Here is a 26,166-nt window from a genome sequence, read left to right on the forward strand (position 1 = left end):
CCCGCAGATTCCCCTTCGCCGTACACTTAAGTGTCTCTGTGCGCCGCAGCGCCGCACGGGGTATGTAATTAACCTACCTGATGTTTTCAAAATGTACCGCTCAGAGCGTACTCGCACTCCGCAACACTAGTTATCGGCGGCCTTATTTAAAGGTTTAATTTAAATGCATGTAAAAGGGCTGTTAATAAACTTGAGTTTATTTGCCGCTGCAAACTGGCATAACGCCCCCTTCCTGACTAAACAGTTAAACGTCCTTGATATTTTCTTAACGCATTCCTGATGCGATGTTGCGGGTTCGCTTGATGCGCGGACCTTACCTTTTGCCGGTCAGACGCTGCGTCTCTGGCCCATCACGGAGTTGATGATGAACAACCACAAATCTGCGCTTTCTGCCGTCGCCATCGCCACACTCACTGCGTTGTTGACGCCCGCACCTGCGCTGGCATGGGACAGCCTGACCGTGTTTGGCGATAGCCTGAGTGATAGCGGCAACGTAGGCCGCTTTACCTTCGACGGTGCACAACATCCTTTATATGATGAGATTCTTGCCGCGCATTTGGGGGAGGATTTACAGCGCTCAACGTTAGGCGGCAGCAATTATGCGCAGGGTGGCGCGGTATCGGTACCCAAGCTCGATCCTGATTTAAACACCCAGGATCAGCTGGCGGGTTATCTCGCTTCAACCGGCGGTCGCGCGGATAGCAACGGTTTGTATATTCATTGGGTCGGTGCCAATGACATCGCCGTTGCCGTCACCAATCCCTTAACCGCCAGTGAAACCATCAGCAACAGCGCCAATCAATCGGTTGCGCAAATTAAAACCCTGCTGGATGCCGGCGCGGGCGCGGTGATTGTGCCCACCGTGCCGCAGCTCGGCTCAACGCCCTATATGATTCAAACCGTGCTGCGCGTGCTGGGAAGTGAAGCCACACCGGCGATGGTGGCGGCGTTTCAGTCACTGGATGGCGTGACCACACCAAATAAAGCCGCGCGACAGCAAGCGGTGCAGGATGCCTTCACGCAAGCGGCAGGCGAAGTTTCGTCGGTTCCAGCGGTGCGTGACGCACTAGCGCAACAGCTTTATAACGCATGGCAGGAGCTGAGCGAGCAGGTCACGGCGCTCTCCGACGGTTATAACCAGCAGGAAGAAGCGGGGCTGGCGACCTTGAATGGCAATATTGTGCGCGTGGATATCGCCGGGCTGTTCGATGAAGTGATCGCCAATCCAACCCAATATGGCTTAACCAACACCATCGGCATCGCTTGTCCGATTGGCACCTCAGCGGATGAGTGTCAATCCAGCACGCCGGGCTTCTCCACGGCGCAGGATTATCTGTTTGCCGATCGTCTGCACCCGAGCCCAGCGGTGCATGCGATGATCGCCGATTACATCCAGTCGATTCTTGATGCGCCAGCGCAGGTGGCGGCGTTATCACAATCGCCACTGATGATGGCGCGTGATACGCAAAACACGCTGGATGGACATTTGCAGCAGCAGCGTCAACAGCCCGCCAGCGCCGGAAAGTTCACGGTATTTGGCGGCTATGCCGGGCAACATGTCGATTATCAGGGCGACAGCTGGAGCGACGGAAATGCCAACACCACCAACTTAACGCTGGGTATCGGCTATCAGATCACCGACAACTGGCAAACGGGTGTGCTGTTCTCCAACACCAATCAGCGCCAGGAACCTTCGTCGAACTACGACTACAAACTGCGCGGCAATCTGGTGGCGCTTTACAGCCAGCTGACGGTGTTCGATCAGGGCTGGATTAACGCCGATCTGCATTATGCCGATCTCGATTTCGACAGCATCGAGCGTGATATCCACATCGGCCCGGCCAAACGTACCGAGCAGGGTAGCACCAGCGGTAAATTGCTCGGCATGCGCGTGCAGACTGGTTGGACGCTGCCAATTACTGAAAATCTCAGCACTGGGCCGGTCGCCAGTTACGCGCTGGATTACGGTCGCGTCGGCGGCTACAGCGAGAACAGTGATAGTAGCACCGCGATGCGCTACTCCGATCAAACCACCCATTCACAGATTGGCTCAGTGGGTTGGCGCATCGACAGCAAACAGTGGGTGGTTAATCCCTGGGCACAGGTGAGCTACAACCATCAGTTTGGCGATACCGATTCCACGGTGCGTGCCGGGTTGAAATCGACGCGTACTTCGTTTGAACGCAGCGTTGAAGCGCGCGATAAAAACTGGCTGGATCTGTCGCTGGGTGCCAACGTGCCGCTCGGCGAAACGGTGAATGCGTTTGCCGGGGTTTCAACCGTCGGTGGGAATAGCGATTACCATCAGGTGACCTGGAATGTCGGTGTGAACGCCACGTTCTAAGCATGCAGGCCAGTAACTATTAGTTGCTGGCCTGTTAATTTATAACGATCACAAATGCTTTCTCTGCTTAGCAATCAACCTTGTATTTCCGCGTTTTCTCTTCTATTTCGTGCCATGTAAATAAAGAAGTTGTCTGCGATTAATCTGTAAATCGCCTCGCTGCCGCTACGCTTTTTTCCAATAATCATATTGTTGTCTGGCCATGCAAAAATCACATAAGTCAAATGCCCCAGTTAGCGTGGTACGCATCAACACATTAATTTTCAGTTACTTATACTCGATGGTGCAGTTACTTTCTCTTAATAATTAAGGGGTACACCATGGCGAATGCGTCTAGCAATACGAATACCACACCACAAAATAGTGTCACGGCGGCGGCACCGGTTATTCAGGTCATCGATGTCGAACAGCTTAAAGCCACCGAACCCACCACCGGCGGTGAACTCGCTACGGTGCTGGAGTATAAGCGCGGAACAAAAGCTGGCGGCGGCGTATTTGTTTATGACGCAACAGATACCACATCGCCAGACGATGGTGGGTTGGTGATTGTGACAGCGGGAAAGAAACGCTGGAAAAGGGTGATACTGGATTATAACTCGGTCACCGTGCTGGATTTTGGCGCGGTGCCTGACGGGAAAACCGACTGCATCGAGGCGGTAAAACGCATGTTTGACTGGTCGCAGCGCGTGTTGCCATCAGCAGGGATACGTTTTACTGCGGGCGAATTTAGTATGTCGACGTTTGATATCTCGGATAAAGAAATTAACCGTTTTAAGGTGACCGGTGCGGCGGTCAATTTCGGTTATTTCCCAACGACGACGTTGTTTTTTAACTGGGATACCAAACCTCGTGGTCAGCATTTCTTTAAAGTGCAGGCACGCTATGCCGAAATTTCTGGGCTGGTTGTGAAAGGCAAGAGTTCGGACAGCGGTGGTGATGGCGGCACGGCGTTCAATAATGTCGGTTTCTATGCCAACACCATTATCGGCGGCCAGTTCATGCGCGTCAGCAGTATGGAATTCCGCTATTTGGGCGGACGTGCGCTTGATCTTATCGATACGCTGGATTGTAAAATCGACCAGTTCTATTCCCGTGGTTGTCAGGACAGCATTGTTTATGCTCGTTGGTCCGGTCGGGTAGAAGGCGCCTGGGATCACTCTACGGCAATTGAACTCTCCAATTTTAATTTGCAGGGCGGCACTAAAAAGCCGGTGCTGGATTTACCGCGTTGTACCCAATCCTTTATTCGCAACGGCTGGATTGAACACTCCGAATTTGCCGGTGATCTCTCCAATGGCCAGTGGGTGATTGAGGGATTAGCGATTGAATCCACCGATAACCCATTAAAACTGGGTTATTGCCGCGCCACTATTATTCAAAAAAGTATTCATAACCAAAGTGCCGGATTCGATTACAGTACCGAAGGTATTGAGCCGTGGACGCTTATCGGTGAAGGCGATCGTGGCGTACTGGAGATGTCGGATTGGGGAATCGTTGCGCAAGGTTCATTGAGCTATGACTATATCTCCTCGCAGTATCACATGGATAATCAGGGGAAGGAGGCTGAACAGTGGTTTTATGTCGGGGAATTCGCCTTCTCTAATGCCAACTCGCAAATACATGTGCGAATTATTGGCACCGCACAATTCCTCTCACAAAGTGCAACCCAAACTGACTTTAGTAGCCGTACGCCGGAAGGCGTGGCAAATATCTATCTGCAGGCAAGAAATGGTGCAGATTCTATTGGCAGCTGGTACGGCGAGGGTTCCAGTCCGGTGACCAAAGTACATATTTCGGGTAATGGTGCCCGAACCAAACTCTATGTGAAAATTGCGGGCTTTACCGCCTATTCCATTGCGCTAGTCGATACCAATGGCAAAGACCGATACCAGGCTGGAAATTGCTTTATTTTCCGTAAAAGCTTCACGGCCTGTAGCGCCGAAGAGAGCACCAGACTGGATGCGGAGAAAGTTGTTGCCTTTGAACAGCACTGGATTGGTAATAAACAAGTTGGCTTTGGGTACAACGACAACAAAGAGTTGTTATTGCATGGTCCGGTGTTCGAAAAGAGCGTGCAAAATCCCGATGGAACATGGAGAACGCGTCGGTTCTTAAAAGTTCGAGTCAATGGAGCGGAGCGCAGTATTGAATTGCACAGTGCTACCGATCCCTATTAATTTTATAGAGCCAGCAATCGAGGTTGCTGGCTCGACAATAATAAAATCTACGTGGTTAATTCACGCCAGGGATATGCACATCCGGTAACGTATCGCGTACTTCCCAGCCGCGCAATTTGCCGGGATTTAATAAATTGTGGGGATCACAGGCGCGTTTCATCGCCACCACATCAGCACGCACCATGCCCTGTTTGCCATCTTCAATATGAATCACATGTGGATTATTAATTTTCACGCCATTCGTGCGGTAAATAGCCATAATCGCGTTGAGGCGATCTTCGTCCTGATAACGCACCAGCGGTAAACCGCTACAGGTAATGCTGCCGTTCATATCGCGTAAGAATTCAATGTGCGACATCACCTCATCGGATAATTGTGCTTCCAGCGTTAGCGCCTGCTGCAAATAATTATCCGTCGCGTAAGCAGTTTGCAGGTAAGTTAGCGTCTTATCGATTTTCAGCGCCTGCAGCGTGGTGTGATTCCAGCAATATTCAATCAGCGAATGCCCGCTATTTTCCCCTGCGGCAAAATGCAGCGCATTGCGGCCCGTATGCTGGCTCAGCAGCGCAGGTAACAGCCCGTCGCTTTCGCTGCCCACCACGGAAATCACCCCATGTTTGCGCGCCACATCGGCATCGGCCAGATCGCTGAAGTAATCAAGCACCGGCGCCGCGAACACCGCAATTTGGCGCTTCACCATGCCTGGCGAACGCGCCAGCGCATCGGCAAAGGCCATCGCCGTAGGGAAGTCGTTGAAAGTGTCGAGACGTTCGATCCAGTCGTGGCGCGGTGCCAGCGCCAGTTCAATCTCCAGCACGATGCCATTGCTGCCGTACGCGTGATGCAGCAGCAGCGCATCCGGCGCTTGCAGGGTGATAATGCGCGGCGTCTCTTCCATGGTCATCAGGCGCACCGACAACACATTGCCTGGCGCGGCCAGCGGACCGTAATTAATCGAACCTACGCCGCCAAATCCGCCGCCAAACAGGCCGCCGAGCGTCGCCAGTTTCCAGGTGGAGGGCATGCAGCGCAGCTCCCAGCCAAGTGGACGCGTATGCGCTTCGAGGTCGCCGAGCCGAATGCCCGCCTGCGCGCGCACCGTGCCGTGGCCGACGGCGGTCACCGCGTTGAGACGCGTCATATCAACCATCAAGCCGCCATGCAGCGGAATCAGCTGACCGTAATTACCGGTGCCGCCACCGCGCAAATTGAGTGGCACGCGCTGTTTGGCGCAGGCGGCCACGATCAGGGCCAGCTCATGCTCATCACGCGGACGTACCGCCAGTTCGGCAAACTTCGCTTCCAGCTGCGGTTTCAAGACCGGGCTGAACCAGTGGAAATCGCGCGACAGTCGTTTGACCTTCGGCGCTTCTTTGATCCAGTCGAGATCAGGCAACGCCGCGACCAGCGCCGCCAGTGCAGACTGGCGATCGGAATCAGACATGTGTATTTCCTGTGTGAAAAGGGGTATTGCGCCACTACGGCGCATGCGTGTTTCTTAACTGGGGCTCAATTCACTCTCATGCCATGCCGCCAGCACGCGGCGCGTTAGCCACGACATCAGCGCGAACAGCAGGAAGCCTGCCAGTGAAATCAGCAGCAGCGCGGCAAACATCAGCGGGATATTGAGCTGGTAACCGGCCTGCAAAATCTGGTACGCCAGCCCGGTATCGGTGCCGCCGGTGCCAGCGACAAACTCTGCCACCACCGCGCCAATCAGCGACAAGCCGCTGGAGATGCGCAGCGCGCCGAAGAAGTACGGCAGCGCCGAAGGAATACGCAGGCGCAGCAGAATCTGCATGCGTGATGCATGATTAAGGCGGAAATAGCTCAGCAATCCTGGCGACACGCTACGCAGACCTTGCGTGGTATTGGAAATTATTGGAAACACCGCCATCAAGGTGGCGCACACCACCAACGACAGCGTGGTGTCTTTCACCCAGATGATGATCAGCGGCGCGATCGCGACAATCGGCGTCACCTGCAAGAACACGATGTAGGGAAAAAGGGCGGTCTCAATAAAACGATTTTGCACCAGCAGAAACGCCACAATCGAACCAATCACAATCGCCACCGCAAAAGAGATAACGGTGATTTTCAGGGTGTAGAGCAATGACATAAATAGCGTCGGGAAGTTCTGCACCAGACTTTGCGCCACCACTAGCGGCGACGGCACCAGAAATACCGGCACTTTGAAGGTGGTGACCAGAAACTGCCACAACAGCAGCATGGCGACCGCGACGATGGCGGGGAACAGCCACTGCTGAAATTGCCGATGGCTTGCTAACGGTTTCATCATTGACTCTCCTTGCTCGCCGCCAGCAGGCCGCGTTGCAGCTGTTGCGCATAATGCGTGAAATCCTGGCTGACGCGGAACTCATCGTCGCGCGGCAACGTGGTTTCAATGCGGATGTCATCTACCACGCGTCCGGGGCGCGCCGCCATCATAATCACCCGCTGCGACAGAAATACCGCTTCCTGAATTGAGTGGGTGACAAACACCACCGTCAGCTTCTGCTCCTGCCACAAATCCAGCAGATCGCTGTCCAGCTTGTTGCGGGTGATTTCGTCCAGCGCGCCAAACGGCTCATCCATCAGCAGCACCTTCGGGCGCGTGACCAGACCGCGCGCTATCGACACACGCATCTGCATGCCGCCGGAAAGCTCGCGCGGCAATACGTGACCAAACTGGCCGAGGCCGACCAGTTCGAGGATTTCGCGCACGCGGGTGTCCGCTTCGGCACGCGGCACGCCCGCCAAATCGAGCGGCAGACGCACGTTTTTGTGCACGTTGCTCCACGGCATCAGCGTCGCTTCCTGAAACACAAACGACAGCGGCAGATCGCGCTGATTTTCCCGCCGATCGCGGCGAAACAGCATTAACTTGCCATCGGTGGGCTCAATCAGCCCGGCGATCATCTTTAGCAAGGTGCTTTTGCCGCAGCCGGACGGGCCGAGCAGCGAGACAAATTCGCCCTGACGAATGGTGAGATCGACCGGCAGCAGTGCGCGCGTACCGTTGGGATAAATTTTCTCCGCTGACAGCACCTCAATCGCCGGTGGCGCCGCAGAACGCGGCACCGCTTGCGCATCGGGATGCAGCAGCGTCAAATGGTTGGCGCTATTCATGGCAGAACCTTGACGTCTTGGATGAATTTCAGCGTGTAGCTGCCGTCAAACTGTACTTTAGCCGCATCGATCAGCTTGGTATCGACCAGTAGCTGCCAGGTTTGCTTGAGACGCGCTTCGGTCATGATGCCGATGCCGCCGGTTTGCGCATCGCCGCCGGTCAGCATTTGGTATTTCTTCATCTGCGCAATGCCGAAAGCGATCTGTTCATCGCTCATCTGCGGGTTCTCTTTCTTGATCAGCACGTTACCGGCGCTTGGATCTTGCAGATAGTTTTTCCAGCCCTGCATCGACGCTTTCACAAACGCCGCCACCGCAGCCGGCCGTTTCTCAATGGTCGATTTCATGCACACAATGCTGTTGCCGTACGGCGGATAACCCCAATCGCTGATCGGGTAAACATTGGCCTGCGCATTGGCTTTTTGCACCGCAAACGGTTCGGAGGTGATATAGCCTTGCTGCACCAGATTTTTATCGGCGAGGAACGGCTGAATGCTGAAGGTGTAAGGACGCACGCGGGCATTTTTCAGCTTCAGCGCGCTCTGCGCCCACGGCCAATATGAGGTATAGGCTTCCGCCGCCAGCAGGAAGGTTTTGCCCTGCAAATCGGCCTGGTTTTTCACATCCGGATGGGTGAGAAAGGCAATCGCCGAGTGCTGGAAGGTGGTGGCAACCGGCATCGCCTGCACGCCTTGCTGCCAGATTTCCAGCGCCTGCATGTTATCGCTGATAATGCAGTCGGCCTGACCGGCCGCCATCAGCTGCATGGTATGCACCTGCGGACCGCCCATCTTGATGGTGACGTCGAGGCCGGCATCGCGATACAGATTCTGCGCCTGCGCCTGGTAGAAGCCGCCGTGTTCGGCCTGCGCATACCAGTTGGTCATAAAGGTGAATTTCTCTGCCGCCATGCTCGGGGCCGAGAGTGCCAGCGCAAGCGCGGCAACAGTGCTCAATGTTTTTTTCATCGTTATTCCCTAGCGAGGTGTTAAAAAGGCGGCTGCGTCATGGTGATCTAATACTTTGCCTTGCCACTGGCCGGTGCCCCACGCCGGTTCGGCGCGGGTTACCCATGTCATCTGGTGCACTTCGGTAATCACCTGCGCCCAGCTTTCTGCCAGCGAATCGAGGATGGCCGCGCCTTGCTCCGGTGTGGAGGGCAAAGGATCGCCAATCACGCCGCTTGGGCCGAAATCGTAGGAGGCCCACGCCGCCATCGGTTTGTTGGTCGAAAGCGTCGGGCAGGGGAATGCCGGCGGATAATTAGCCACCGCTTTATCCATCTGCACGGTATCGGGCGCCAGCGCCAGCATCAGCGCGGTTTCGGCATGTCCCGCGTGCATCGCCATCTGCCGCTCTTTGTCGTCCATAAAGCTTTCCGCGCAGTTCGGCACTTTAAAGGTGTCTTGCATGATGATGATCATGTCGCCGTGGCGCAGACGCAGTTCGCGCGCCGCCATCTGTAACGGCTGTGGCTGGCCGCCGTGGCCGTTAACCATCAGGAACTTGCGGAAACCGGCGCGATAGAGTGATTCGCCAATCTCCAGAATGGTGTGCAGCAGGGTTTCGCCGGTCAGCGTTAGCGTGCCGGGAAAATGCAGATGCTCATCCGATTTGCCGTAGGTGATCGGCGGAATGGCGTAAGCCGGGATTTCCGCGGGTAAGCGCGCCAGCGCATGGCCGACCACGCCGGAGGCGATCACGCTATCCACCGCGCACGGCAAATGCGGGCCGTGCTGCTCAATCGCGCCGGTCGGCAACACGATCACGGTGTTGGCTTTATTTTCCAGCGTGGCGATGTCGGTCCAGCTCAGGTACGGCAAAAAGCGGTTTGCCGGAATATAACCATGCAACATTTGAACTCCTCGTGTTATTGCGGCAACCACGCCGTGGCTTCAACTTCAATTAAGACGTCCGGACTCGGCAGCATCTCGCTCACCTGCACCACGGTAGAAACCGGCGGCGCATCGGGAAAAAATTGCTTACGTACTCGGCTGTAGTGGGGAAAATGGTCGAGATTGCGGAAGTACTGCACCAGTTTGAAGACATCACTCATCTGGCCGCCGGCGCTTTCGATGGTGGCGCGGATGCTCTCCAGCACGTACCAGCTCTGCGCCAGAATCGGCCCCTCTTTAATGTCGGTGGAGAATTCGCCGGTGCGGCCAAGCAGCTGTTGCGCCGCTGCGGGAATGTCGTCGTAGCCGCGCACAATGGTGGCAGTTTGTGGGTTCACCGGAATAATGCCGGAGAGGAAAATGAAGTCACCCGCGCGTCGCCACGCGGCATATTTCGCCAGCGGTTTTCCCGCTCCTGCATCAAGCGCCATCTGTTGTTTCTCCATAACGCACACCCCTTTTCAGCCGATAGCGCTGACGTTGACGCAACGGCCAGCTCGCCACATCGGCATGCGGAAAAATCACCAAATCATTGGCCAGCAGCGCGCGGCGTTGGCAGATCAGCGCGGAGACCTGATCAAACGCCGCGCCGAGTTGCAGGCTCAGCAAACCGCTAAACAGCGTATCGAGCGGATCGTAACTGCCAAACGGACAGAACGCGTCCTGCACGTTGTCAGCGCCGAGCAGCAGCGGAATGCCCAGCGCCTGCGCCTCTTTCACCAGCGTTAAACCGCGCAAACGCGGCGTGCGGCCGGGCACCGCGTCCTGCAACAGCAGATTGGTGAGCGGCAGCGCAATCAATGTCACATTGTGTTGCGCCAGCACGGCAAGAATCTGTTGCGCATCGTCCTGCTGCGACAGCGCGCAGCTGTGGCTGCAGGTGATCGCGCCGCTAAACGGATGCTGCTGCAAATAGTGCGCCAGCCAGCGCAATCCCTGCGCCTCGACGTTAAGTTCTTCATCAATATGCAGATCGATATCCAGCTGCCACAGTTCGGCGGCCTGCATCAGATGCTGAAACGCCTGCGCATCCCAGTTGCTGCTGTGAATAAAACCGCCCAACAGCGCGCCCGGACCGCTGGTCGCGACCTGCGCGGCAATATGCTGCGCATCGCTGGCGTCGGCAAAGAAGGTGAGTGGCGCGAGGGCCACGCGCTCGATGCTGCACAGCGGATGGTGCAGATCGCCAATCACTTGCCACGCTAATGGTGCATCAACGGAGAACCAGTCGATGTGGGTGCGCAGCAAACCGACGCCAGCTTCTACCGCCCAGCGCAGCGCCTGCGTAGCGCGCTGCTGCAGATCTGCTGTGTTCCAGTGCACGCGGTCCTGATGCATGGCAGCAATCGCGGCCAGCAAACCGGGCTGTTGCGCCGGGCTGCGTTGAATAGTGAAGGTTTTATCCAGATGCGCGTGCGGTTCGATAAACGCGGGCAGCACCAGCGCGCCGTGAAGCGGCAGATAATCAGCGGGTGCTGCTGCATGGTCGGGTTCGAATTGCAGGCCCGCGGCGTGGAAATGTAAGGTCGCCAGCTGCGGTTGATTGTTGGCTTCAGGCCAGTTTTCTGGCAGCAGCCAGCGGGGTAAACGTGCGCCGGTCGCACCCGGATAGCCGCTCATAGATCCAGTACCAATAAAGGTGAACGCGCACGTGAACAGCACAGCACGATGCAATCGTTGGCCGCACGCTCTTGCTGGCTCAGCACATCATCACGGTGATCCGGCTCGCCCGCCAACACGCCGGTGATGCAGGCGCCGCACATGCCTTGTTCGCAGGAGAGTTCAATCTCAATCCCTGCTTCTTCAAGTACTTCAGCGATGGTTTGTTGCTCGCCCACGGCAAAGCGTGCGCCGGAGGAGGCGAGCTGCACTTCGAAGGCAGCGCCAGCCATCAGCGAAGATGTGGATTGGAAGCGCTCGCTGTGCAGCTGTGCTTCGTCCCAGCCATGTTGCAACGCCAGCTGCTGCAGATGATGCATAAAACCCGCCGGGCCGCAGAACACCAGCGCAGCGTTGTCTGGCTGGGTGAGAGCTTCGGGAATGCGCTGGCGCAGGCTGTCGCCTTCGCTGCTGTAGTGAATGACGGCGCGCGCGCCGAGTTTGCTCAGACGTTGGCTGAAAGCCAGTTGGTCGGCGCGTTTCAGGTAAAGGTGCAGGGCGAAATCCGCCTGATGTACCGCCAGGGCCTCGGCCATCACCAGCAGCGGCGTCAAGCCGATACCGGCGGCAAACAGTAGCGTGCGCGGCGCGTGAGGCAGCGGAAAGTGGTTGCGTGGCGCGGATATCTCTAGCTCATCGCCGATGGTCAACTGCTGATGCAGCCAGCGCGATCCGCCGGTTGAACACTCATCCAGACGCACGCAGATTTCATAATGTTCGGCTGGCGCAGAGCAGAGCGAATACTGGCGTTTACCGCAGCCGGGAATAATGACATCGATGTGCGCGCCGGGCGTGAAAGCAGGCAGCGGCTGCCCGCTGCGATTCGCCAGCGTCAGTAACACATTGCCTGCACCGTTGAACTGCTTTGCGATGACGGTGACGACGAGAGGATTGGATTTCATCATCTATCTGCCTGAGCAGGGATGTCGTCAGCTGGAAGGCCGCGCAAACCCTTGTTTTAATCATGGCAGCGATTATTATTTTGCCCATGTGTAAGCGTCCATCTGTTTAATTCGCATGATGCGTTGCAAAAAAGAGAGCACCCCTTATGTTCGCCTTCTCCCGATTTCTGCTCTATTTCACTGAGGTGGCCCGCCAGGGTTCGCTGCGCAAGGCTTCTGAGGTGCTGCACGTCTCGGCATCCTCAATTGATCGGCAGATCCTGCGCGTGGAGGAACAGCTGGATATGCCGCTATTTGAGCGTCATCCATCAGGATTACGTATGACCGCAGCGGGTGAGATCCTGCTGAATGCGGCGAAAAACTGGCAGCGGGATTTTGGTCGCGTCTGCACGCAGCTGGATGATTTGCGCGGATTACGTCACGGCCATGTACATATCGCCACCATTGATGCGATTAATCGCGGCTTTTTTTCATCGATTTTGCAGCGCATTCGAAGCGATTATCCCGGCATCTCCTTCACGCTGACCACCATGAGCAACATCCACATCGCCAATGCGCTGACCTCGGGCGATGCGGATTTCGGCATCATGCTTAATCCGCAAAGTTCGCGCGAGTTGCTGGTGAAGTCGTTTGCCGATTTACGTCTGGGTATTGTGGTGAGCAGTCAACATCCGCTGGCCAATCTGGAATCGATCCGTTTCAGCCACTGCGAATCCTGGCCATTTATCGTGCCCGCCGCGCCGCTGATGCTGGCCGATCCGCTGGAAGCGCTGATCAACAGTTCGGGCATTAAGATCAACGAAGTGGCGCGCACCAATAACATTCATATGCTGCGTTCACTGGTGCGTGATGATGTGGGGATAAGCCTGATGTGCTGGCTGGATATCGTTGATGAGTATCGGCGCGGTGAACTGAAGTTTATTCCGCTGATCGATACGGTGCTGAAGCCATTTACCTTGTCGCTGTGTGTTGCGCCGCAGCGCCAGCTTTCGATTGCCGCTTCGATGATGTTGCGCGAGCTGGAGTCGTTTTTTGCACTGATGCAGAGTGAGGAGTTGCTGGCGTAATCGGTCGCCATGAATGGCGTAATGCTCGTCAGTTAAGCCGACGACGAGTGCGCAGACCGGTACCATTTTTGGTCCGGCGGTCCTCGCGCCGCTAGCGCGGTACCTTCACTTTGCTCGTCTGCCTGACGGACCGGCGGAGACGGGACGTCCTGTCCCGGCTCCGCCTTTCGCCCGCGTCCTGCGGGCTCTCCTGGCTTCCTCGCTGCGTTCAGCGCTGCGGATTGCCTGCCCAAAAGTGGCCCCGGCCTGCTTAAACTTCTGTGCGTGTTTTTGAAAAGGACACATTTGCTAAAGGCGCGTGACGCAGCAGATGTGTCAGCGCCCGCTACCTGTTCAAAGCAAATGCTTGCTTAACTGACAAGCATTACGCCATGGATGGCGACCTTACGATAATGTTAATCGCCCCAACGGCTGCGCAAATAATTCACCGCATCCTGGGTTTGTGGCTGATTAAGGTAATTTTCGCGGAACAAAATGGTGCCGTTAATTTGCGGTAGCGACTCGTTGAGATCGAGTTGCTTTTTTAACTCCGGCACGCCGTTATTCACCGTCCAGTCAGGTTCGCTTTTCGACGCTTCGCCGATTTTATACAGTGCCACACCGATATAGAGCCGCGTATGCGTTGGCTTCACCACGTCCGCCCACCAGTGGGCTAACACGTCGTAACGGGCGGCCTGGCGCGCAAACGGCCAGTAAAGCTGCGGCGCGATGTAATCCAGCAGTCCCATTTGCACCCAGCGACGCGTATCGGCGTAGGCTTCGTCGTAGGCGGCCGCGCCGCGCGTGTCGGAGCCCGCCGCATCATGCGACAGATTGCGCCACACGCCTGCCGGGCTGACGCCAAATTTTACGTTCGGGTTCAGTTGCTTGATGGTGCGCGACACCTGCTCAATTAATAGTAGCGTGTTGTTGCGCCGCCAGTCAGCTTTCGATGCAAAACCCTGACCATACTGGCGGAACGTGGCGCTGTCGTTGAGGGTTGAACCGGGCGTTTCGGTATAGAAATAGTCATCGAACTGCACGCCGTCGATCGGATAGTGCGACACCACTTCCGCAACGATGCTGGTGATCCAGTCGCGTGCGGCGGGAATGCCGGGATCGAGCATGAAGCGGTCGCTGGCGGTGCGGATCCAGTCGCGATGCAGCACAAATACGCTGGCCGGTTGCAGCGCAAGCGTATTATTCAGCGCGTTAACCGTGGAAGGTTTGACGTTGGTCGAGACGCGATATGGGTTGAACCACGCGTGCACCTTCATGCCGCGTTTGTGCGCCTCATCCAGCATAAATTTCAGCGGATCGTAGCCGGGATCTTCACCAATCCTGCCGGTGAGCATATCTGACCACGGCAAGATGCTGGAGCGCCACAGCGCGGTGCCATCCGGCTTTACCTGGAAAAATACCGTATTGATGCCGAGGCTTTTCAGTTTATCTAGCTTATCGGTCAACGCCTGTTGCTGCTGGTGGATGCGGTTGGCCGGGCTGGCATTCACGGAATTGATTGGCGGCCAGTCGAGGCGTGAAACGGTGGTGAGCCACACGCCGCGTACCGGTTCTTTGCTCAGCGCTGGTTTAGTCGGCATTGGCGGTTTGGTGACCGTCGGCAACGGCGTGACCAGCGATTTCGGTGGCGGCGAGGAGCAACTGGCCAGTGAGAGGGCGACAGCAATGGCGACCAGCGCAGCGGATTTTTTATAGGTGTTAACCCAGGGAAAACGATGTGAACAGGCTATGATAAACTCTCTTTTTTGCAACTTTCTGTTCGAAGAGCCTCATTCTCTTATCATGCGAACTAAAGTCAATAATGGTGTCATGGTTTGCACGATGAATCGCGCCGCTACGGATAAGTACGGGATTTTGTAGCGTCGCAATGAGTTGCACGCAGTAAATTTATTTGAGGAACCCAAAACCTATGCAATACGAAGACCTTTATCGCCGTATCGGCCAGATCATCTTTAGCTGTGGCCCGCAAGGTGCGCGGGAATTGATCGTTCAGGCTGAAATGTTTGCGGACGATGATGGCGGGCAGTTTCAGTTCGATTACATCGATGAAAACGGTGAACCGGATTGGTTTGAACCCGATGCGCGTGCGATAGGCGATCTCTCGGAGGCGCTGAAAGATTTTCAGCAGTACTTCGTGGATAACAATATGACCAACGGTCTGCCGGTGTGGCGTAAATGCGCGATAAACCTCAACGTGCAGGAAGAAGCCATCAGCATCGACGTGCAGTACGACTAAGTTCCGCGGCATCCTTGCCTGGAAGTCATGCGTTACGAACGTAACGCCACCATCTCCTCGTTTTTCCGCGCCACGCGTTTGCGATGCACAATACGGCTGGCGGCGACGACACCCAGCGTCAACAGGCCGGTGGCGATAATCTCTGGACGGTGTTGTTGGTTGAAAAGCATGGCAACCAACACGCCAACGATGAACACCATCGTCGCCCACGTCAGGCCAGGGAACAGCCACATGCGATAGCTGAGGATTTCACCGCGCGCTTCGCGCTTTTTACGCAGCACCAGATGAGACGCGGCGATCACCAGATACACCAGCAACGCGATGGCGCCGGAACTGGCGAGCAGGAACTCAAATACTGCGCTCGGCGCCAGATAGTTAGCGATCACCGCGAGGAAGGCCGCCGCCGTGGAGAGCAACACCGCTACCCACGGCGTGCCGCTGCGTGTAGTGCGCGACGCGACGGCAGGCGCATCTTCACGACGTGAAAGCGAATAGATCATGCGCGATGCGGTATACAGCGCAGAATTGAGACAGCTACACACCGCAATCAATACCACCACATCAACGATCTGCTTAGCGTAAGGCACGTTCATCATCTGCATCGCTGTCTGGTAAGAACCGGCTTTCATCAGCGACGGCGTATTCCACGGCACCAGCGCTACCACGATGAAGATCGACAGCAGATAGAACAGCGCGATGCGCCAGATCACCGAGTTGGTGGCCTGCGTAATTTGTTTCTTCGGCTCGCGCGATTCGGCGGCGGCAATGGTGACAATCTCAGTACCCATAAAAGAGAACATGGTCGTGAGGATTGCCGCCAGCACCGCGCCGATGCCGTTAGGCATAAAGCCTTGCGTGTCATACAGATGTGAGATCCCCTGCGTGCTGCTGCCCGGCATCAAACCAAACACCGCTAAGCTACCCGCGCAGAGAAATGCGACAATCGCCACCACTTTCAGCAGGGCGAACCAGAATTCAAACTCGCCATAGTTTTTGACGCTGAATAAGTTGCTGATGGTCAGGAACGTGGTGATCGCCAGCGTATACTCCCACACCGGAACTTGTGGAAACCACGAATGCAGGATGGTGCCAGCGGCGTTGGCTTCCAGCGGGATCACTAACACCCAGAACCACCAGTACAGCCAGCCGATGGTGAAACCGGCCCAGCGGCCCAGCGATTTGTCGGCGTAGGTGGAGAAAGAGCCGGAATCCGGTGACGCCACCGCCATTTCGGCCAGCATGCGCATAATCAGCACCACCAACGCGCCCGCGGCGATGTAGGCCAGCAGTACCGCCGGGCCAGCTTCGGCGATCGCATGGCCAGAGCCAACAAACAATCCGGCACCAATCACGCCACCAATCGATAACATCCGTACATGGCGCGGCTTCAGGCCTTGCGCCAGTACATCGGCATTCTGTGAACTCATCAATGTTTCTCCAAAGCGTCTCTCAGGCCGCGCGACGCGCAGCCGGGTTACAACAGGTGAGAAGCCCAGCCCGCCGCGCGAGCTGGGTAGATTGTTACGAATCGGCGTGTTGACTCAGCACACTGCTGAGGATCTCCAGCGCCTGGCCGAACTGCGCATCAGGAATGGTGAGCGGATAGAGGAAGCGGATGACATTGCCCTGCGGGCCACAAGTAAGCAGCAGCAGCCCACGCGCCATCGCGTGTTGCTGGATGGTTTGCGCGGTTTGCGCGCTGGCGAACTCCACCGCAATCATCGAGCCAAGGCCGCGAATGTCGGTGATGGAAGAACACTGGCTGCGTGCGCTGTGCAGGAAATCGGTTAACTGAGTACCGAGTTGTTGCGCACGTTCGCACAGCTTCTCGTCGGCGATCACGTCCAGCACCGCATGCGCCGCGGCAATTGCCAGCGGATTGCCAGCGTAGGTGCCACCCAAGCCGCCTGGACCCGGCGCATCCATAATCTCGGCCCGGCCGCTGACCGCCGATAACGGCATGCCGCCCGCGAGGCTTTTTGCCATGGTGATGAGATCCGGCTTCACCGCATAGTGATCCATTGCGAACAGCTTGCCAGTACGGGCAAAGCCGGTTTGTACTTCATCGGCAATTAGCAGAATGCCGTGCTCATCGGCCAGCGACCGCAGTCGGTTGAAGAATTCAGGCGGCGCGACGTGGAAGCCGCCTTCGCCCTGAATTGGCTCCAGCACGATAGCCGCAACATCCTGTGGCGCGATGTCCTGCGTGAAAATATCCTGCAAGCTGGCCAGCGCATCATCAACGCTGATGCCGGTGACGCTGTTGGGGTAGCGCGCGTGCCACACCGACGCGGGCATCGGACCGAAGTCGCGTTTGTAGGGAGCAACTTTGCCGGTCATCGCCATGGTCATAAAAGTACGACCGTGGAAGGCGTTGCCGAAGGTGATGATGCCGTGACGACGCGTCGCTGCACGCGCCACTTTTATCGCGTTTTCTACCGCTTCAGCGCCGGTGGAGAAGAACGCAGTTTTGGCTTTACCGGCAATCGGCACCACGCGATTGAGGCGTTCCGCCAGCGCCACATAGCTCTCATACGGCGTCACCTGGAATGCGGTATGGGTAAATTTCTCTAACTGATCGGCAATCGCCTGCACGATGCGCGGATGGCGATGCCCGGTGTTCAGCACCGCGATGCCGCCAGCGAAGTCGATCCAGCTGTTGCCTTCACCATCGCGCAGCGTGGCGTTCTCCGCGTGCTCTACATACCACTGACAAAGATTGCCGGTGCCGCGTGGCAGGGCATCATCTTTACGTTGCTGCAACTGGCTGTTTTTACCTTCCATAACCTTTCCTTAGCGATAAGCGTCTTTACAAATCACGACAAACACGCTTATTTATGCCTGCGCTGAGTTATCTTGCCAGAGCCACTTTCAGTGAAAAGAGGGGAGCCAATTGCGAAGTTTGTACGCCGATCATGTATTAGAGCGCATGCAGTTTATGCCGGAAGGGACGTTGCAGCAGCGTTTGCTGAGCTGTATGCAAGCCGCTATCGCAGAAGGCATTTTCCCGCGCGCCACGCGCTTGCCCGCCACGCGCGATTTGGCGCGCGAGCTGTCGGTGTCGCGCAACACGGTGTTGAACGTGTATGAGAATTTGATGGCACAAGGCTACGTCACGGCGCGTACCGGCAGCGGAACATGGATTGCAGAAAATTTGCCGGAGGGATCGCTGAACACGCCGCGCAACGTGGCGCCGATCGAAACGTTAAGCGCGAAACCGGCGGCGATTTCCAAACGCGGCGCTTCGCTGCTCGGCCATGCCAATGCCTCGCCATATCAGTGGGGCGCTTTTGTGCCTGGCGCGCCGGATGTCACGCAGTTCCCGCATAAACTCTTCAGCCAGATTCAGGCGCGTCTGAACCGTGAACCGGATATCGAACGGCTGATCTACAGCAGCAACGGCGGCTGTGCACAGCTGCGTGCTGCTCTGGCGGAGTACCTGAGCGTGGCGCGTTCGGTACGCGCCGATGCCGATCAAATCATCATTACTGAAGGGATTCATCAGGCGGTGGATTTGGTTTCGCGCGTGTTATGCGATCCCGGCGATCAGGTGTGGATCGAAGAGCCTGGTTATTGGGGGACGCGCAATCTGCTGCGCATTAACGGACTGAAAATCAACGCCATTGCAGTGGATGAGCAGGGAATGACCCCCGATTTGCCACCGCGCAGTCGTGCACCGAAGATGATTTTCGTGACACCGTCACATCAATATCCGCTGGGCGTGCATCTCAGCCTGGAGCGGCGCAAGCAGCTGCTCGATCTGGCGCGCAAACACAAAACCTGGCTGGTGGAAGATGATTACGACAGCGAGTTTCGCTTCTCCGGCCAGCCGTTCCCGTCGTTGCAAGGCTTTGAGCCGGATGCGCCGGTGATTTATATGGGCACTTTTAGCAAGACGCTTTATCCGGCGCTGCGTCTCGGTTATCTGGTGGTGCCAAAAGCGCTGGCGCAGCCGCTGCGCGTGGCGGCGGCGGAACTCTATCGCGGCGGGCATTTGCTGGTGCAGCGCGCGCTGGCAGAGTTCATCCAAAAAGGGCATTACATGTCGCACATTCGCCGCATGCGCAAGCTCTACAGCCAGCGGCGGCGCTTTATGGTGAGCCTGATTGAGCGTTATGTGGGCGCCGATTTTCTGCCGGTAGTGAATCATGAGGCGGGATTGCACCTGGTAATGAATTTGCCAACCGGCTGCGACGATGTGGCGATCGCCGCGCTGGCGCTACGGCGCGGCGTTAAGGTGCGGCCGTTGTCGCAATATTATATGCATCCGCAGGAGCGGCGCGGCCTGCTGTTGGGTTTTGCCTGCGTCGATGAGCGGCAGTGTCAGGATGCGTTTGGTATTCTCAAAGGTTGTCTGGTCGAGGCAAAAATCATTTAAACAGTGAATAATCTGTAGCGGCGCAACTTGTTGCGCAATGTATATGGGCAAAACACGCGCAATAAATGGCGCCGCTACGAAGGGTGCTCTATCGCTGGCCGATGGTATTTAGCCGCTGCACAATTTCTGGCGTAAGTGTCACTTCGCTACTCGCCAGGTTCTGCTTCAGGTGCTCCGGCGATGACGTGCCCGGAATCAGCAGAATATTGGGCGAACGCTGCAGCAGCCACGCCAGCGCCACCTGCAGCGGCGTAGCATTGAGCTCAATCGCTACCTCGCTCAGCTGATCCGACTGCAGCGGTGAAAATCCGCCGAGTGGGAAAAACGGCACATAAGGAATGCCTTGCGCTGCCAGTTGGTCGAGCAGCGCCTCATCCTGACGATTGGCCAGATTATAGAGATTTTGCACGCAGGCGATCGGCGTCATCGCCTGGGCATCGGCCACCTGTTTAGCCGTCACGTTGCTCAGACCAATGTGTCGAACCAGCCCGCGCTCTTTTAGCTTGATCATCGCTTCAACCTGCGGCTCCAGCGAACCCTCTTTCGGTCCGTGCACGTCCAGCATCGAACGCAGATTAACCACTTCCATCACATCAAGCCCAAGATTGCGCAGGTTATCTTCCACCGCTTGCGTCAGTGCTTCCGGCGTGAATGCCGGTAACCAGCCGCCTTTATCGTTGCGGCGCGCGCCTACTTTGGTGACGATAACCAGATCGTCGGCGTAAGGGTGTAACGCTTTTTTGATCAGCTGATTGGTGATATGCGGACCGTAGAAGTCGCTGGTATCAATGTGATTCACGCCTGCTGCGACCGCATCGCGCAGCACCTGCAAAGCACGCGCTTCATCTTTCGGCGGACCAAACACGCCGGGACCGGCTAACTGCATGGCACCGTAACCGAGTCGTGCGACCTGGCGGTCGCCAAGGGTGTAAGTCAATGCTGGATGAGACATGGAAAGCTCCTTCGTCAGTGTGTGGTTAGATTGTAATCGCCAAAAAGCTGTGCAACTATCCGTACAAATCAGGACACAGTGTACGAGGTAGCGAACAATGGCATTGGATATCGCCTTGCTGCACGCGGTGGTGGCGGTGGCCAAAGCGGGCGGTTTTCGTGAGGCGGCGCGCATGATCGGCAGTAATCCGTCGCGCTTGAGCGATGCGGTGCGGCGTGCCGAAAAGCAACTTGGCGTGCGGTTGTTTAATCGCACCACGCGCACTGTGGCGTTAACTGAAGCTGGCAGGGTGCTGATGTCGCGCCTGCTTCCGGCGATGAACGAAGTGGATGCGGCGCTGGATGCGTTGAACATGTTCCGCGATACGCCGGGCGGCACCTTGCGCTTAAACGTGCCGGTGAGCGCCGCGCGCATTGTGTTACCGGCGATTGTGCCGGGATTTCTAAAGCGCTATCCCGATATCCAGCTGGAAGTGGTGGCGGAAAGTAATGTGCAGGATGTGTTCCGCGATAGTTGTGATGCCGGCATTCGTTATGACGATCATCTGGAGCAAGACATGGTGGCGCTGCCAATCGGTCCGCGCACCCAGCGCTTTGCCCTGGCGGCATCTCCCGCGTATCTGGCGCAATTCGGTAAACCACAGCATCCGCGCGACTTAGTGCAGCATCGCTGTTTACACGGACGCTATGCGACTGGCGTGATTGCTGAATGGGAATTTACCTGCGGCGAGGAAACCGTGCGCTTGCAGCCGAAAGGTCCGCTGATTTGCAGTATCGGCGCGGCGATGGACTTGACGGTAGAAGCGGCAATCGCTGGCTGCGGCGTGGTCTACTTATTTGAGGATTGGATTAGACCGGCGCTGAGTGATGGCAGCCTGCAGCCGATTCTGCCGGATTGGTGGCAAAGCTTCTCTGGCCTTTGGCTCTATTACAACGATCGCCGGTTGATTCCGGCGCCGCTACAGGCGTTTCTGGATTATGTGCGCGAACTGAATTCAGGTGCAGAAGCGAAAAAAAGCCGATAACCGTTGCCAGTTATCGGCTTATTCGCATCACAGGTAATTATGCGTTTAGCAGCTGATTCGCGGTTTTCTCAACCAGCGCCAGCAGGAGTTTAACATCTTCCAGCGTCACGGTTGGGTTCAGCAAGGTCAGCTTCAGGCAGGTTACGCCCTGATTCTCGGTCACACCTACGTTGGCGCGACCTGAATCCAGCAGCGCATCGCCAATACGCTGGTTGAACAGCGCAATCTGAGCAGTATCGGTCAGTTGCTCTGGACGATAGCGGAACAGTACGCTCGCCAGCTGAGGCTGCATCACCAGCTCGAGGCGTGGTTCAGAGGTAACAAATTTCGCCACTTCCTGCGCCAGCGTCACACCGTGATCGATGATCGCCGCATACTGTTTCTGACCCAGCGCTTCCAGGCCCATCCACAGTTTCAGCGCATCGAAACGACGCGTGGTCTGCAGTGATTTGGATACCAGATTCGGTACGCCGGCCTCTTCGTCAAACTCAGAGTTCAGGTAAGCCGCCTGATAACGCATCAGCTCGTAATGACGCTCATCTTTCAGCAGGAACGCACCGCAGCTGATGGTCTGGAAATACTGTTTATGGAAGTCCAAAGTGACGGAATCCACCCGCTCCAGGCCATCGAGGTAGTCGCGATACTTCTCGGACAGCAGCAGCGCGCCGCCCCATGCTGCATCAACGTGTACCCAAATGTTGCGCTCGGCAGCAATGCCGGCAATTTCACGCAGCGGATCGATAGCACCGGCATCGGTGGTACCGGCGGTCGCCACGATCGCCAGGATCTGTTCGCCGTTAGCGTCGGCCTGCGCCAGTTTGGCTTTCAGGTCTGACACATCCATACGGGCGAACTCATCAGACTTCACCTGCACCACAGATTGGTAGCCATGGCCAAGCAGCGCCATGTTCTTCTGTACGGAGAAGTGCGCGTTTTCAGAACACAGCACTTTGATCTTACGCAGATCACCAGTGATCCCGTGCTGCTGCACCGAGTGACCCTGACGCTGATAGAAGGCGTCGCGTGCCAGCATCAGACCCATCAGGTTGCTCTGGGTGCCGCCGCTGGTGAACACACCGGCGTCGCCAGCCGGGTAACCCACTTGCGCACGCAGCCATTCGATCAGTTTGATCTCAATGATGGTGGCAGAAGGGCTCTGATCCCACGAATCCATACTCTGATTGGTGGCGTTGATCAGGACTTCTGCCGCCTGACTTACCACCAGACTCGGGCAGTGCAGATGCGCTACACATTGTGGGTGATGCACTGAAAGACTGTCTTTCAGGAAATATTCAATCGCGCGTTCAATCGCGGCCTGGTTACCCAGGCCGTTTGGATTGAAGTCGAGCGTGATACGCTCGCGCAGTTCGGCAACGCTTTTGCCTTGATACATCTCAGGCTGTTGCAGCCACTGCACAACCGCGGCGCTGCTCTGGGCAATCGCCTGCTGGTACGCCTCAATGCTCTGTGCAGAGGCGGCCAGAATCGGGTTTACTTCAGACATTTACTCTTCCAATCAAACAGGTTTGACGCCAGCGCCAATCAGCGCCTGCTCAAATTTATCCAGGAAAATCGCCAGCTCATCGTTGGTGATCAGCAGTGAAGGCAGCAGACGCAGAACTGCGCCATGACGGCCACCGCGCTCCAGAATCAGACCTGCTTCGAAGCACTTCTTCTGCAGCAGCGCAGAGAGCTCGCCGTCAGCCGGGAAGCTGCCCATGTGATCGGCCGCTTCGTTCGGTTTAACGATCTCAATACCGATCATCATGCCGAGACCACGAACGTGACCGATTACCGGGAAGCGTTTCTGCATCGCGGCCAGCTGCTGTTTCAGCCATTCACCCTGCGCGGCCACTTTGCCTGCAATATCCTGCTCTTTGAGGATTTTCAGCGTGGTCAGGCCGGTAGCCATCGCCAGCTGGTTGCCACGGAAGGTGCCGGTGTGATGACCCGGTGACCAAACGTCGAACTGCTTTTTGATGCCCAGCACAGCCAGTGGCAGACCGCCGCCCACAGCTTTAGACATCACGATGATGTCTGGCTCGATGCCGGCGTGTTCGAAGGCGAAGAATTTGCCGGTACGGGCAAAGCCAGCCTGAACTTCGTCGAGGATCAACAGAATGCCGTGTTCCTGCGTCACTTTACGGATGCGCTGCAGCCACTCAGCGGGAGCTGGGTTCACGCCGCCTTCGCCCTGAACGGCTTCGAGGATTACTGCTGCAGGCTTACGCACGCCGCTTTCCACGTCGTTGATCAGGTTGTCGAAATAATAGGTCAGCGCTTTCACGCCAGCTTCACCACCGATACCCAGCGGGCAACGATACTGATGCGGATAAGGCATGAACTGCACTTCTGGCATCATGCCATCAACCGCTTCTTTCGGTGCCAGGTTACCGGTGACGGACAGCGCGCCGTGCGTCATACCGTGATAACCGCCAGAGAAGCTGATCACGCCGCTACGGCCAGTGGCTTTCTTCGCCAGTTTCAGCGCGGCTTCAACCGCATCGGCACCAGAAGGACCGGTGAACTGCAGGCAATAATCTTTACCCTGGCCTGGCAGCAGCGAGAGCAGAGACTCAGAGAACTGATCTTTCAGTGGAGTAGTCAGATCAAGAGTATGTAACGGCAAGCCGCTGGTAATGACATTTTGAATGCTCTGGAGAACATCAGGATGGTTGTGACCCAGTGCCAGCGTCCCTGCGCCAGCCAGACAGTCAAGATATTGTTTATTCTCAACATCTGTGATCCACACGCCATGGGCTTTAGCGATAGCTAAAGGCAGTTTGCGCGGGTAACTCCTGACGTTAGATTCAAACTCAGCCTGACGGGCTAAGAATGCGTCGTTATTTCCGTTGAATGCATTGGCACCAAAACTATCAATACGGACTTTATCCGTCATCATATCTCTCCTTCAACCGGGGCACGTAAGGCTCGCCAATTGACTAATTGAACAAAAAAGTAACAGCTGTGAAAAAACGCGGCCAATATAGAGCCTTTTGACCTACATCACAATGATTAATTTTGTTTAGATTTGTTTACTCTTTCCATATATGAATCAGGGCGTTGGCCAGAAATTGGCCACTTAATTTCGCACCGCAGTTGGGGTGGTTAAAAAATAATCGAATGAATAAAGAGACTTATAGCCGCTAAGGCGATCCACGGACCAAAGGCGATGACGTGATTGAGCTCGCGCTGCCCGCTAACTCTGGAAATCAAAACACATAAAATAGCGCCGCCCGAAGCCAATAAAAGCACCCAGGGTAAAAGCGACCAGCCCAACCAGGCGCCGATTGCCGCCAGCAGTTTTGCATCGCCCATCCCTAATCCCTCAATCCCTCTAATCCATTGATATAAAATTGATAGCGCCCACAACAAGCAATATCCCGCTATGGATCCCCATACCGCTTCTTGTAATGAGCCGGGTAGCCATCCCATCGCTTTAAACAGCAGCGCAATCCACAGTAAGGGCAGCGTAATCACATCCGGTAAAAGCAGATGTTCGAGGTCAATAAAGGCTAATACCGTTAACGCCCAGAACAATATGAGCGCGCCCAGCAATTGCATATTGACTGGCATCAGCCAGATAAGCAGCAGCGTCAGAAGCGCGGTAATTATCTCCACCTGTGGATAACGCCCGCTGATTTTACAATGGCAATAACGGCATTTACCGCGTAACAGTAACCAACTTATGAGCGGAATGTTGTCGCGCCAGCGCAGCGCGGTGGTGCATTGGTGGCAGTGAGAGGGCGGACAACACACATTTAGCGGAGTGTTCGGGTGCACTATTTGCAATGGCAACCGCGAGATCACCACGTTAAGAAAGCTGCCTACGGCCAATCCTAATAGGCCACTAATTAAGCCATATACGTATTCCATTACTCATACCTCGCGCCATCCAGGCTTGTCGTTGCCAGGACTTTACGCCGAAGCGAGGATAGGTGCGAGAGGTAAAAGGGCGTTACAGCGGCATACATCGGGATTGCAGAGCGGGCTCCAGAAATGGAGAGGAGAAGATTAAGCTTGCTGCTTGAACAGCTGAATCGCTTCCTGCACATTGCTGGTATTCAATGACATTACGCGGTCGTTATTAAGGAACACATCGTAGTGGCCGGCGTTATAGCGGAACACATATAGATCGCCGCGATAGCGCAATCCTTTGGTTTTCACCCCAATATGGTGGCGGCGCAGCGCTGCCTGAGAAAGTCTGTCAGTAGCCGTACTCATCGCATTATCCTCCAGACGTTATAAGACATATCCTGACTTAGTATAGGGTCAAAACCTTAATTTAACCTTAAGAAGTGTGCTGGTTCATGATGATAAACCGGCAAATTTGACCCTTCCTCTACCAATCCTCAACGTGTCAGAAAAAGCCGACTTAGTACTCTCCTCATTTAATGTTGCGT

At 56.0% G+C, this 26,166-nt stretch carries 22 protein-coding genes; 6 read left to right on the top strand and 16 right to left on the bottom strand.

Features of this window, described 5'->3' with window-relative positions; genetic code table 11:
• Positions 1-364: 364 nt before the first annotated feature.
• Positions 365-2,344: an autotransporter domain-containing protein gene (locus PO881_RS22910; protein ID WP_280173313.1), complete on the top strand. Its 1,980-nt coding sequence runs from the start codon at positions 365-367 to the stop codon at positions 2,342-2,344.
• Between the two features lie 320 nt (positions 2,345-2,664).
• Positions 2,665-4,521, top strand: a complete 1,857-nt coding sequence (locus PO881_RS22915) for a hypothetical protein (protein WP_280173090.1) — start codon at positions 2,665-2,667, stop codon at positions 4,519-4,521.
• A gap of 55 nt (positions 4,522-4,576) precedes the next feature.
• Here the strand turns inward: PO881_RS22915 and PO881_RS22920 are convergent, their stop codons facing one another.
• Genes PO881_RS22920 through PO881_RS22955 form a run of 8 tightly spaced genes read right to left on the bottom strand, consistent with a single transcriptional unit; the run spans position 4,577 to position 12,106 of the window.
• On the bottom strand, positions 4,577-5,965 hold the full coding sequence (locus PO881_RS22920; protein WP_280173091.1) for an FAD-binding oxidoreductase: 1,389 nt from the start codon (positions 5,963-5,965) through the stop codon (positions 4,577-4,579).
• A 54-nt stretch (positions 5,966-6,019) separates the two neighbouring features.
• Positions 6,020-6,820 carry an ABC transporter permease gene (locus PO881_RS22925; protein WP_101761439.1) on the bottom strand — a complete coding sequence of 267 codons (801 nt, stop codon included), beginning with the start codon at positions 6,818-6,820 and terminating at the stop codon, positions 6,020-6,022.
• Entirely contained in the window at positions 6,817-7,650 is an 834-nt protein-coding gene (locus PO881_RS22930) for an ABC transporter ATP-binding protein (protein WP_280173092.1), read from the bottom strand. The genes PO881_RS22925 and PO881_RS22930 overlap by 4 nt, the downstream gene beginning before the upstream one ends.
• Positions 7,647-8,618 (bottom strand): ABC transporter substrate-binding protein, encoded by a 972-nt coding sequence (locus PO881_RS22935; protein WP_280173093.1) that lies wholly within the window; start codon positions 8,616-8,618, stop codon positions 7,647-7,649. The genes PO881_RS22930 and PO881_RS22935 overlap by 4 nt, the downstream gene beginning before the upstream one ends.
• Positions 8,619-8,627: 9 nt before the next feature.
• Complete coding sequence (locus PO881_RS22940; protein WP_222183195.1) at positions 8,628-9,506, bottom strand: creatininase family protein; 879 nt, start codon at positions 9,504-9,506, stop codon at positions 8,628-8,630.
• 14 nt (positions 9,507-9,520) lie between these two features.
• Positions 9,521-9,976: a RidA family protein gene (locus PO881_RS22945; protein ID WP_192235591.1), complete on the bottom strand. Its 456-nt coding sequence runs from the start codon at positions 9,974-9,976 to the stop codon at positions 9,521-9,523.
• Positions 9,966-11,165 (bottom strand): amidohydrolase family protein, encoded by a 1,200-nt coding sequence (locus tag PO881_RS22950; protein ID WP_280173094.1) that lies wholly within the window; start codon positions 11,163-11,165, stop codon positions 9,966-9,968. Before PO881_RS22950 ends, PO881_RS22945 begins: the two co-directional genes overlap by 11 nt.
• Positions 11,162-12,106 carry a PDR/VanB family oxidoreductase gene (locus PO881_RS22955; RefSeq protein ID WP_280173314.1) on the bottom strand — a complete coding sequence of 315 codons (945 nt, stop codon included), beginning with the start codon at positions 12,104-12,106 and terminating at the stop codon, positions 11,162-11,164. Before PO881_RS22955 ends, PO881_RS22950 begins: the two co-directional genes overlap by 4 nt.
• 146 nt (positions 12,107-12,252) lie before the next feature.
• Here PO881_RS22955 and PO881_RS22960 point away from each other — a divergent pair, with 146 nt between their 5' ends.
• The gene (locus PO881_RS22960) at positions 12,253-13,173 is read left to right on the top strand and encodes a LysR substrate-binding domain-containing protein (protein ID WP_101761445.1); all 921 of its coding nucleotides are present in this window, start codon (positions 12,253-12,255) and stop codon (positions 13,171-13,173) included.
• A gap of 395 nt (positions 13,174-13,568) precedes the next feature.
• On the opposite strand, the gene PO881_RS22965 is transcribed toward PO881_RS22960, so the two are convergent.
• Positions 13,569-14,849 carry a glycoside hydrolase family 10 protein gene (locus tag PO881_RS22965; RefSeq protein ID WP_348273504.1) on the bottom strand — a complete coding sequence of 427 codons (1,281 nt, stop codon included), beginning with the start codon at positions 14,847-14,849 and terminating at the stop codon, positions 13,569-13,571.
• Between the two features lie 233 nt (positions 14,850-15,082).
• Between PO881_RS22965 and PO881_RS22970 the strand changes: the two genes are divergently transcribed.
• Entirely contained in the window at positions 15,083-15,409 is a 327-nt protein-coding gene (locus tag PO881_RS22970; protein WP_280173095.1) for a hypothetical protein, read from the top strand.
• A 32-nt stretch (positions 15,410-15,441) separates the two neighbouring features.
• On the opposite strand, the gene gabP is transcribed toward PO881_RS22970, so the two are convergent.
• Both gabP and gabT read right to left on the bottom strand, forming a co-directional pair.
• Entirely contained in the window at positions 15,442-16,839 is a 1,398-nt protein-coding gene (gabP, locus tag PO881_RS22975; protein WP_192234944.1) for a GABA permease, read from the bottom strand.
• Positions 16,840-16,930: 91 nt separating this feature from the next.
• Positions 16,931-18,193: a 4-aminobutyrate--2-oxoglutarate transaminase gene (gene gabT, locus PO881_RS22980; RefSeq protein ID WP_280173096.1), complete on the bottom strand. Its 1,263-nt coding sequence runs from the start codon at positions 18,191-18,193 to the stop codon at positions 16,931-16,933.
• Positions 18,194-18,302: 109 nt separating this feature from the next.
• Between gabT and PO881_RS22985 the strand changes: the two genes are divergently transcribed.
• The gene (locus tag PO881_RS22985; RefSeq protein ID WP_280173097.1) at positions 18,303-19,787 is read left to right on the top strand and encodes a PLP-dependent aminotransferase family protein; all 1,485 of its coding nucleotides are present in this window, start codon (positions 18,303-18,305) and stop codon (positions 19,785-19,787) included.
• 88 nt (positions 19,788-19,875) lie between these two features.
• On the opposite strand, the gene PO881_RS22990 is transcribed toward PO881_RS22985, so the two are convergent.
• Positions 19,876-20,739, bottom strand: a complete 864-nt coding sequence (locus PO881_RS22990) for an aldo/keto reductase family oxidoreductase (protein ID WP_192412930.1) — start codon at positions 20,737-20,739, stop codon at positions 19,876-19,878.
• 97 nt (positions 20,740-20,836) lie between these two features.
• Between PO881_RS22990 and PO881_RS22995 the strand changes: the two genes are divergently transcribed.
• A complete protein-coding gene (locus PO881_RS22995) occupies positions 20,837-21,763 on the top strand; it encodes a LysR family transcriptional regulator (protein WP_280173098.1) in 927 nt (308 codons plus the stop codon).
• Between the two features lie 37 nt (positions 21,764-21,800).
• Here PO881_RS22995 and PO881_RS23000 read toward each other — a convergent pair whose 3' ends face one another.
• From PO881_RS23000 to PO881_RS23015, 4 genes are all read right to left on the bottom strand, one after another.
• Positions 21,801-23,267, bottom strand: coding sequence for an aspartate aminotransferase family protein (locus PO881_RS23000; RefSeq protein WP_110866939.1), 1,467 nt, complete (start codon positions 23,265-23,267; stop codon positions 21,801-21,803).
• Between the two features lie 12 nt (positions 23,268-23,279).
• A complete protein-coding gene (locus PO881_RS23005) occupies positions 23,280-24,665 on the bottom strand; it encodes a diaminobutyrate--2-oxoglutarate transaminase (RefSeq protein WP_110866938.1) in 1,386 nt (461 codons plus the stop codon).
• A 206-nt stretch (positions 24,666-24,871) separates the two neighbouring features.
• Complete coding sequence (locus PO881_RS23010) at positions 24,872-25,639, bottom strand: A24 family peptidase (RefSeq protein WP_101761452.1); 768 nt, start codon at positions 25,637-25,639, stop codon at positions 24,872-24,874.
• A 138-nt stretch (positions 25,640-25,777) separates the two neighbouring features.
• Positions 25,778-25,987: a hypothetical protein gene (locus PO881_RS23015; protein WP_101761453.1), complete on the bottom strand. Its 210-nt coding sequence runs from the start codon at positions 25,985-25,987 to the stop codon at positions 25,778-25,780.
• Between the last annotated feature and the right edge of the window lie 179 nt (positions 25,988-26,166).

The sequence above is a fragment of the Pantoea sp. SS70 genome (assembly GCF_029866845.1).
Taxonomy (GTDB): domain Bacteria; phylum Pseudomonadota; class Gammaproteobacteria; order Enterobacterales; family Enterobacteriaceae; genus Pantoea; species Pantoea leporis.